This window comes from Nocardia kruczakiae NBRC 101016 (assembly GCF_001612965.1).
Lineage (GTDB): Bacteria > Actinomycetota > Actinomycetes > Mycobacteriales > Mycobacteriaceae > Nocardia > Nocardia kruczakiae.
This window is the reverse complement of record NZ_BDBL01000082.1, coordinates 1-9,221: the sequence shown is the minus strand read 5'-3', so window position 1 is coordinate 9,221 and position 9,221 is coordinate 1. Positions and strand designations below refer to the sequence as shown.

Annotated in this window: 6 protein-coding genes; all 6 read right to left on the bottom strand. The window is 69.6% G+C overall.

Annotation, left to right across the window (positions count from 1 at the left end; translation table 11 throughout):
* Positions 1-1,300, bottom strand: a 1,300-nt coding sequence (ftsW, locus tag NK1_RS32975; protein ID WP_245660999.1) for a putative lipid II flippase FtsW, incomplete at its 3' end; no start/stop codon positions are given.
* The gene (gene murD / locus NK1_RS32970) at positions 1,297-2,760 is read right to left on the bottom strand and encodes a UDP-N-acetylmuramoyl-L-alanine--D-glutamate ligase (RefSeq protein ID WP_063015117.1); all 1,464 of its coding nucleotides are present in this window, start codon (positions 2,758-2,760) and stop codon (positions 1,297-1,299) included. The genes ftsW and murD, both read right to left, overlap by 4 nt.
* Positions 2,761-2,808: 48 nt before the next feature.
* Entirely contained in the window at positions 2,809-3,885 is a 1,077-nt protein-coding gene (mraY, locus tag NK1_RS32965) for a phospho-N-acetylmuramoyl-pentapeptide-transferase (protein ID WP_062966230.1), read from the bottom strand.
* Positions 3,882-5,402, bottom strand: coding sequence for a UDP-N-acetylmuramoyl-tripeptide--D-alanyl-D-alanine ligase (locus NK1_RS32960; RefSeq protein ID WP_063015116.1), 1,521 nt, complete (start codon positions 5,400-5,402; stop codon positions 3,882-3,884). Before NK1_RS32960 ends, mraY begins: the two co-directional genes overlap by 4 nt.
* On the bottom strand, positions 5,399-7,084 hold the full coding sequence (locus NK1_RS32955; protein WP_063015115.1) for a UDP-N-acetylmuramoyl-L-alanyl-D-glutamate--2,6-diaminopimelate ligase: 1,686 nt from the start codon (positions 7,082-7,084) through the stop codon (positions 5,399-5,401). Before NK1_RS32955 ends, NK1_RS32960 begins: the two co-directional genes overlap by 4 nt.
* Before the next feature lie 183 nt (positions 7,085-7,267).
* The gene (locus NK1_RS32950) at positions 7,268-9,130 is read right to left on the bottom strand and encodes a peptidoglycan D,D-transpeptidase FtsI family protein (RefSeq protein WP_157104565.1); all 1,863 of its coding nucleotides are present in this window, start codon (positions 9,128-9,130) and stop codon (positions 7,268-7,270) included.
* Positions 9,131-9,221: the final 91 nt, after the last annotated feature.

The window sequence follows — 9,221 nt, the reverse complement described above, 5'->3', positions numbered from 1 at the left end:
TGTCCGACCGCTTGCGCGCGGGCGGCAGTTCCCGCCGTCGCGGGCCGGAGACCGCGCGGGCCCGTCCCGCGCGAGCGGGGGCGTAGGTTTCCGGGATCGGCAGCCGCAGCAAGCGGCTGAACCGCCCGTCCTGACCGCCCTTCAGCGCGGCGATCGCCTCCGGTTCGTGCCGGGCCGCGCTCGCGATCAGGCCGAACATCATCAACGTGATCGCCAGCGACGAACCACCGGCCGATACCAGCGGCAACTGCAGGCCCGTCACCGGCAGCAGGCCCACGACATAGCCGATGTTGATCAGCGCCTGCCCGGTGATCCAGGTGGTCGCGGCCGCGGTCAGCAATCGCAGGAACGGATCGGCCGATCGGGCGGCGATGCGCAGGCCGACGAAGACGAACAGCGCGAAAAGCCCCAGTACCAGGGCACATCCGAGAAATCCGAGTTCCTCGCCGATGATGGCGAAGATGAAGTCGTTGTGCGCGTTGGGCAGATAACTCCACTTGGCCCGGCTCTGGCCGAGCCCGCGCCCCCAGATCCCGCCGTCAGCGAGGGAGAACAGCGCTTGGCGCGCCTGATAGCCGATGCCCTGCGGATCGTCGCCGGGATTGAAGAACGCGCGCATGCGATCGGATCGATAGCCGGCCGACAGCGCCAGAATTCCCGCCGCGACCGCACCCGAGACCGCGATGGTCACGAACAGCCGCACCGGCAACCCGCCGAACCACAGCAGCGCGACCAGCACCAGGCCGACCGCGATGGTCGTCGACAGATTCGGTTCCAGCACGATCAGCAGACAGGTCAGCAGACCGGCCGGCACCAGCGGCACCAGAATGTCCTTGTACCCGCCCTGGTCGCTGCGGCGGGTCGCCAGCAGATGCGCGCCCCACAGGATCAGGGTGACCTTCACGATCTCCGACGGCTGCACCGAGACGAAGCCGAGGTCGAACCAGCGGCGCGAACCCTGAACCTGCGAACCGATTCCGGGAATCAGCACCAGCACCAGCAACAGCACCGACGTCGCGAACAGCGGGAACGACAGCTGCCGCAGCACCCGCATCGGAATACGCAGCGCCACATAGAACAGCGCCGCGCCCAGGCCCGCGAAGAACGCCTGCTGCATGAACAGCGAATAGGCCGAACCGCCGTCGGCGTAGGCCTCCACACTCGAGGCCGACAGCACCATCACCAGCCCGAGCACGGTGAGCAGGGTGGCGATGGTGACGACCAGGTGGAAATCGGCCAGCGGGCGCGCCAGCCAGGCACCGAACCAGGTGCCCACGGGCTTGCGCGCCGGTTTCGTCACTGCTGGCTCCCGATATCTCTCTCGTCCAGGGCCTGCACCGCCGCGACGAAACTGCGGCCGCGATGGGTGTAGTCGGCGAACATGTCCAGGGAGGCCGCGGCCGGAGCGAGCAGGACGGTGTCGCCGCGCCCGGCATATCCGGCGGCGATGCGTACCGCGCGGGCCATCACCGCGTCGGCGCCGTCGATCTCGGCGACCAGAGATGCCGTGGAGGGTTCCCCGCTCATCTGTGCATCGTCACCCGAACCGAGCTCGACCACCGGGACATCCGGCGCGTGTCGCGCCATTGCCGCCGCGATGACCGGCGCGTCCTGACCGAAGACCACCGCCGCGACGAGACGCTCGGCGACCTCCTCGACCAGATCGTCGATATGGGCGCCCTTGAGCTGACCACCGGCGATCCACACCACCTGCGGATGCGCCAGGATCGAGGACCGCGCGGCATGCGGATTGGTCGCCTTCGAATCGTCGACGAATCCGACCCCGCCGAGTTCCCGCACGAAGGCGGCGCGGTGCGGGCCCACCTTGTGTTCGGCCAAGCCCTCCTTGACGAACTGCGGGGCCACGTCGATGGCACGGGTCAGCGCGGCCGCGGCCAGCGCGTCGGCGACACCGGCGGGCCCGGGCGGGCTGATATCGCCCACCTCGGCGAGGATCGCGGCCTTGGTGAAGGCCCGGTCCAGCAATTTGCCGTCGACCACACCGAGTTCACCATCGGCCGGCACGCCGATCCGGAAGCCGACGGTGCGGCGCGCCTTGGACTTTCGCGCCAGCGCGGCGGCCACGGCGTCGTCGAGTCCGACCACGCCCACCCGTCCGGTCAGCGCCCGCGCCTTGGCGGCCGCATAGGCGTCGAGACCGCCGTGCCAGTCCAGATGATCCTCCGCCACATTCAGCACCACACCGGCTTCCGGGCGCACCGACGGCGCCCAGTGCAGCTGGAACGACGACAGCTCGACCGCGAGGATCTGCGGACCCGGGGTGCGCCGCAGCGCGTCCAGGATCGGCAGCCCGATATTGCCGCAGGCGACGCTGGGCAGCCCGGCCGCGCGCAGAATGGCGTGGGTCATCTGGGTGGTGGTGGTCTTGCCGTTCGTTCCGGTGATCACCAGCCATTTGCGCACCGGACCGTAGAGCCGCGCCTGATCCACCCACCAGGCGAATTCCACATCGCCCCAGACCGGAATGCCCTCGGTGACCGCCGAAACCAGGACCGGCGAACCCGGACGCCAGCCCGGGCTGGTGATGACGAGCGCGAACCGTTCCAGCGCACCCGGTTCGAGCAGTGCGGCGCCGGTGGCGGTGTCGAGGCCGAGTTCGGCGGCCTCGGCCATCGCCTTCTCCCCGGCGTCGGTGACCACCGGCCGGGCGCCGATATCGCGCAGCGGCTCGATCAGCGAGCGCCCCGACACCCCCCATCCCGCGACGAGAACGTCACGGCCACGCAGGAATTCGAGCATGGGACCCGGTGATCGCAGGGCCCGCGGAGTATGTTCGACCATCGCTGCTTACCCGACCTGAGAGAGGTATTCGCTGTAGAACAAGCCCAGACCGACCGCCGCCGCGATTCCGGCGAGCAGCCAGAACCGGATGATGACCGTCGTCTCCGCCCATTTGCTCAGCTCGAAATGGTGATGGAACGGCGCCATCTTGAACAACCGGTTGCGGGTGGTCCGGAACACCGCCACCTGCAGCACCACCGACACGGTCTCGGCGACGAACAGCGCGCCGATCACGACCATGAGCAGTTCGGTGCGGGTGGTGATCGACAATCCGGCGAGCAGGCCACCCAGGGCCAGCGAACCGGTATCGCCCATGAAGATCTTGGCAGGCGCCGCATTCCACCACAGGAATCCGACACACGCCGCCGCGCCGGCGGCACACACCAGCGCCAGATCCAGCGGATCGCGCACGTTGTAACAGCCGGCCTCGGCCTTGAATTCGCAGGCGTGGTAGTACTGCCAGAACGTGATGATCACGTAGGCGCCCAGCACCAGGCTCATCGATCCCGCGGCCAGGCCGTCCAGGCCGTCGGTCAGATTCACCGCGTTCGACCACGCGACCACGACCAGGCAGACGAACGCCAGGAAGATGATCACGCTCATCGAGACGGTGTTGATCTCGCGCACGTACGACAGATGCCGGCTGGCGGGGGTCCGCCCGCCCGCGCCGCGGAACTGCAGTGCGAGCACCCCGAAGATCACCGCCGAACCGAGCTGGCCGATGTACTTACCAGCCGCGGTCAGGCCCAGATTGCGCTGCTTGCGCAGTTTGATGAAGTCGTCGATGAAGCCGACCACGCCCAGCGCGGTGGCCAAGCCGAGGACCAGCAGGCCCGAGACCGACGGCCCGTCGGCGTGATAGCCGATGCCGATCAGATGCGAGCCCAGATATCCGGCCCACATGCCGATCAGGATCGCGACACCGCCCATGGTCGGGGTACCGCGCTTGGCCTGATGACTCTCGGGGCCGTCGATGCGGATCTCCTGGCCGAATCCGCGCCGTGCGAACATGCGGATCAGCAGCGGCGTCAGCAGGATCGACACCGCCAGCGCGATACCCGCCGCGAACAGAATCTGCCTCATCCAGCTGCCTCCGTGCCCTGCTCACCCGATGCGAGCACGTGCTGCGCCACCGCCCACAGACCGGCGGAGTTCGACGCCTTGACCAGCACCACATCACCGGCCGCGATCTCGTTGTCCAGCAGGGCGATCGCGGATTCGATATCGGGTACGAGGATGGATTCCTCGCCCCACGAGCCTTCCATGACCGCACCCTGGTGCAGCGCGCGGGCCGGGCGCCCGGTGCCGACCACGATCAGCCGGTCGACGTCCAGCCGCACCGCGAGCCGGCCGATACCGTCGTGTTCGACGATCGATTCCTCACCCAGTTCGGCCATTTCGCCCAGGACCGCCCAGCTGCGCCGGCCGCGCGGCGCATCCGGCGTACCGCCGGCGCGCGACATCGACACCAGCGCCTTGAGAGCGGCGCGCATGGAATCCGGATTCGCGTTGTAGGAGTCGTCGACGACGGTGACGCCGTCGGGCCGGGTCCGCACATCCATCCGGTGCGCCGAATCGACCGTCGCACCGGCCAGAGCACGGGCCACGGTGTCGAGATCCGCACCGCATTCCAGCGCCACGGCGGCCGCGGCCAGCGCGTTGGAGATCTGGTGTTCGCCGTACACCGCCAGATGCACCTCGGCGTGAGAGCCATTGGCGTGCAAGGTGAATCGCGCCCGCGCGTCGGAGTCGAGCACGATGTCGGTGGCCCGCACGTCGGCACCGGACGCCTGACCGAAGGTCACCACCCGGGCCCGGGTCCGGGCGGCCATCGCCGCCACCCGCGGGTCGTCGGCGTTGAGCACCGCGACGCCGGTCGGCGGAAGCGCTTCCACCAGTTCGCCTTTGGCCTGCGCGATGGCGTCGCGGCCGCCGAATTCACCCAGGTGCGCGGTGCCGACGTTGAGAACCACACCGATCCGCGGGGGCGCGATATCGGTGAGCGCCTTGATATGGCTGGGGCCGCGCGCGGACAGTTCCAGCACCAGGAAGCGGGAGTCGGCTCCCGCGCGCAGCGCCGTCCACGGATGGCCCAGTTCGTTGTTGAAGGATCCGGGCGGGGCGACCACGGCGCCCAACGGCGCGAGCACGCGCGCCAGCAGGTCCTTGGTGGAGGTCTTCCCGGCCGAACCGGTCACTCCGACCACGTTCAGGCCCGCGGCGGCCAGCCGGTCCACGCTCGCGCGCGCCAGTTTGGCCAGCGCCGCCAGCACGGCGGCGCCGGAGCCGTCGGTGTCGTGCGCCAGCACATAGGAGCGGTTCGCCGCAGCATCGGCCGCGGGGGCGAACGGTTCGACCACGATCGCCGGTACGCCGACCGGACGGGCCGCCAGCACCGCCACCGCGCCGGAGGCCACGGCCTTGCCGGCGTAGTCGTGCCCGTCGACGTGCTCGCCCGGCAGCGCCAGGAACAGGTCGCCGGAATTGATTCGGCGCGAATCGAATTCGACCGCACCGGTCACCGTCACCGCGGGATCGCTCACGTCGTGCAGCGTGCCGCCGACGACCTCGGCGATCTCCCGCAGAGTCATTTCGATCATGAAACCGTCAGGTCTTTCGTTTTACGTTCCAGGGCCTGTCCCAGCACCTCACGGTCGTCGAACGGATACTTCACACCCGCAATCTCCTGCCCGGTCTCGTGTCCCTTACCTGCCACCAGCACCACATCCCCCGGCCGTGCCCACTCCACGGCCGCGGCGATGGCGGCGGCCCGATCGCCGATCTCGCGCACCTCACCGCGCTCGGCCTCGGCGATACCCAGCGCGCCCGCGCGGATCGCGGCGCGGATCTCGGCCGGATCCTCGGTGCGCGGATTGTCGTCGGTGATGACCAGCAGTTCCGCGCCGCGCGCCGCGGTGGCGCCCATCAGCGGCCGCTTACCGGCGTCGCGATCGCCACCGGCGCCCACGACCACGGCCAGGCGGCCACCGGTGTCGCGCAGATGCCGGCGCAGCGTCGCGATCACCGATTCCACGGCGGCCGGCTTGTGCGCGTAGTCGACGAGGGCGAGAAAATCCTGCCCGGCGTTCACCCGCTGCATCCGGCCGGGCACATCCACCTCGCCCAGCGCCGCGGCCGCCACCGCCGCGTCGACCCCCGCCGCGGCGCACACCGCGATCGCGAGCAGGCCGTTGGCGATGTTGTAGCGCCCCGGCAGCCGCAACCGGGCCGGAAACTCATTGTCCGGGCCGACCGCGGTGAACTGCTGCCCGCCGTCGGCCAGCGCGGCGGCGCCGGTCACCGTCCATTCCGGTTCGGTCTCCCCGGTCGGGCAGTCCGCGGTCGCCACGGTGACGACCCGGGCACGCCCGCTCGCCTCCCGCGCCAGCCGCCGGCCCCAGGCGTCGTCCACGCAGATCACGCAGGTGTCGGCCGCGACCTGCCGCTGCGGCGACCCCGGATCCGGGACGAACAGCCGGCGCTTGGCGGCGAAATAGTCCTCGAAATCGGCGTGGAAGTCCAGGTGGTCCTGCGACAGATTCGTGAAGGCTCCGACGGAGAAGTGCACACCGTCCACGCGGCCCAGCGCCAGCGCGTGGCTGGACACCTCCATCACCACGGCCTGCACACCCTGTTCCACCATCAGCGCGAACATCGCGTGCAGTTGCGGCGCCTCCGGCGTGGTCAGCGCGCTGGGCACCCGGCGGTACTCGACGGCGCCGCCCGTCCCGGCGGCCCCCTCCTCCGGGTTCGCATCGGCGCGCCGCGCGATCCGCGTCTCGATCGTGCCGATCAGGGCGGTCGACAGGCCGGCCGCGGTCAGTCCGGCCTCCACCAGATAGGAGGTGGTGGTCTTGCCCGACGTGCCGGTGATGCCGATGACCTGTAGCTGCCGCGACGGATGACCATAGATCGCCGCCGACAGTTCCCCCAGCACCGCACGCGGGTCGTCGTGCACGAGGACCGGCACATCCAGTTCGCCGATCAGTTCGGCACCGGCCGCGTCGGTGAACACCGCGACCGCACCGCGTGCCACGGCATCGGCGGCGAAGCGGGCGCCGTGGGCCTTGGCACCGGCCAGACCGGCGAACAGATCACCGGGCTGCACGGCGTTCGAGCGCTGTTCGATGCCGGTGATCTCGATCCCGGCCGGGTCGCCGGAGGTCAGCCGCGCACCGGTCAGTTCGGCAACGGCCGGCACCGGCGTCGGCAACGCAACGGCGGGGCGAAGCACCTGCGGGCTGGGCTGCACGGGCACCAGGCTCCTTTCGTGGGCGCACATCTGTGCATCGGGTCGAGATTCGGGGTCGGGGAGTCAGGTTACCTGTGGGCGATCGGCGGCCACGCAGCGTGGCCGCCTCGCGCGCACCGGCTCCCCGGCCTCACCGCGCCCGCACCCGCCCGTGCGGCGGGCCGCACACGGACACCCACGCTTCCGAAACCGGACATTCAGCCGCACACACCACTACATCGCCTGGAGCACAAGCTGTTTCGGCGGCACGGTCGACGGCGGAACGCGATCGCGCTGCAGCGCCCAGGAGGCGATGCTGTGGAACAGCGGCGCCGCCGACTGCCCACCGCTGCCGTCGGTGCTGCGCACGGGTGCGTTCAACATGATGCCGATGACATAGCGCGGATTGTCCGCCGGTGCGATCCCGGCGAAGGTGATCCAGTAACGATCGGCGGAATAGCACTGACATTTCTGGTCGATCTGCTGCGCGGTCCCGGTCTTCCCGGCGATCTGGTAGCCCTCGATCGCGGCGGGAGCGCCCGTGCCCTGCTGGTATCCCATCGGATCGCGCTGCACCACGGCCTGGAACATCTGCCGCAGCGTACTCGCGGTCTGCGGGCTCACCACCCGCACGCCGTCCGGCTGCGGTTCGCTGGTGCGGTGCCCGTCGGGGCCGATCACGTCCTTGACGATGCGCGGAGGGATCCGCACCCCGTCGTTGGCGATGGCCTGGTACATCCCGGTCATCTGCAGCAGGGTCATCGAAAGACCCTGCCCGATGGGCAGATTCGCGAACGTAGAACCGGACCACTGGTCGCGCGGCGGCACGATGCCACCACTTTCACCCGGCAGCCCGACGCCGGTGCGCTGTCCCAGCCCGAAACGCTTGACCATATCCGCGAAGCGATCCTCACCGACCCTCTGGGCGAGCATCAACGTGCCCACGTTCGACGACTTACCGAAGATACCGGTGGTGGTGTACGGCATGACGCCGTGCGACCACGCGTCGTGCACCACGACCCCGCCCATGTGGATCTCCCCCGGGACCTGATGAACCTCGTCGGGGTTGGTCAGGCCGTATTCGATGGACGCCGCCGCGGTGATGATCTTGTTCACCGAACCGGGCTCGTAGGCATTGGTCACCGACGGATTGCCGATATCGGCCGAGGCCCAGAACTTCGGATCCTGCGCGGGATTGAAGGTGTTGTCGTTGGCCATGGCCAGCACCTGGCCGGTGTGCGCGTCCAGCACCACCGCCGAGGCGTCCTGCGCGCCGGATTTGTCCTTGGCCTCCTGCACCTGCTGCTGCACGTAGTACTGCAGATCGGAATCGAGGGTCAGTTCGATGTTGGAGCCGTTGACCGCGGGCACCTTGTCGCGCTCGCTGCCGGGGATGACCGCCCCGTCGGAGCCGCGATCGTAGGTGTGCGAACCGTCGGTGCCCGCCAGCGTCGCGTCCATCGACGCCTCGAGCCCGACCTGGCCGTGCCCGTCCCAGCCGGTCGCGCCCACCACGTTCGCCGCCAGCGCGCCCCCCGGATACACCGGTGTGTCCTGGCGTTCGGTCCCCACCTCGGGGAACTTCTCGGTGATCTCGTCGGCGACCCGCGAGTCGACGTTGTAGGCCAGGTAGGTGAACTGGTCGTCGCTGCGCAGTTTGGCGAGCAGCTCCGCTTCCGGGGGCGCGTCCTTGCCCAGCTTCTCGTGAATCGTCTCGGCGATCGCTTCCAGCCGTTTGTCGACCTCGGGCGCCTTGTCGCTCTTCGCCCGCGCGTCCGCCAGATCCTTACGCACGGCTATCGGCCGGAAGCTGAGCTTCTTCGTCACGACGGTGAACGCGAGCGCGCGGCCGTCGCGGTCGAGGATGGCACCGCGTTGCGCCCAGTCGGTCTGATGCACCGTGCGCTGGCTCGCCGCCTCGGCCGACAGATTGGGCGCGGAAAACGTTTGCAGCCACAGCAATTGCATCGCGACGACGAGTAGCGCCACCAGCATCAGCACACGTCCGACTCCGAACCGCAGCCGCGTGGAGGCATCCGCGGGCGAGCCCACCCGCGGCTGGGGAGCGCGACGCGGCCGGGCGGGTGTGGATCGCATACCCGCCCGGCCGCGTCCTGTGGCACCCCCGCCGGTTCTGCCTCCGCCGCGGCCGGTCATCGATCGGCCCCCTCGGGTGCCGCTTGGACCA

Bases quoted from the DNA above. Each gene is read 5' to 3' on its own strand.
- murD (WP_063015117.1), bottom strand. From the start codon at position 2,760: ATGCTCGAATTCCTGCGTGGCCGTGACGTTCTCGTCGCGGGATGGGGG.
- NK1_RS32960 (WP_063015116.1), bottom strand. From the start codon at position 5,402: ATGATCGAAATGACTCTGCGGGAGATCGCCGAGGTCGTCGGCGGCACG.
- mraY (WP_062966230.1), bottom strand. From the start codon at position 3,885: ATGAGGCAGATTCTGTTCGCGGCGGGTATCGCGCTGGCGGTGTCGATC.
- NK1_RS32950 (WP_157104565.1), bottom strand. From the start codon at position 9,130: ATGCGATCCACACCCGCCCGGCCGCGTCGCGCTCCCCAGCCGCGGGTG.
- NK1_RS32955 (WP_063015115.1), bottom strand. From the start codon at position 7,084: ATGTGCGCCCACGAAAGGAGCCTGGTGCCCGTGCAGCCCAGCCCGCAG.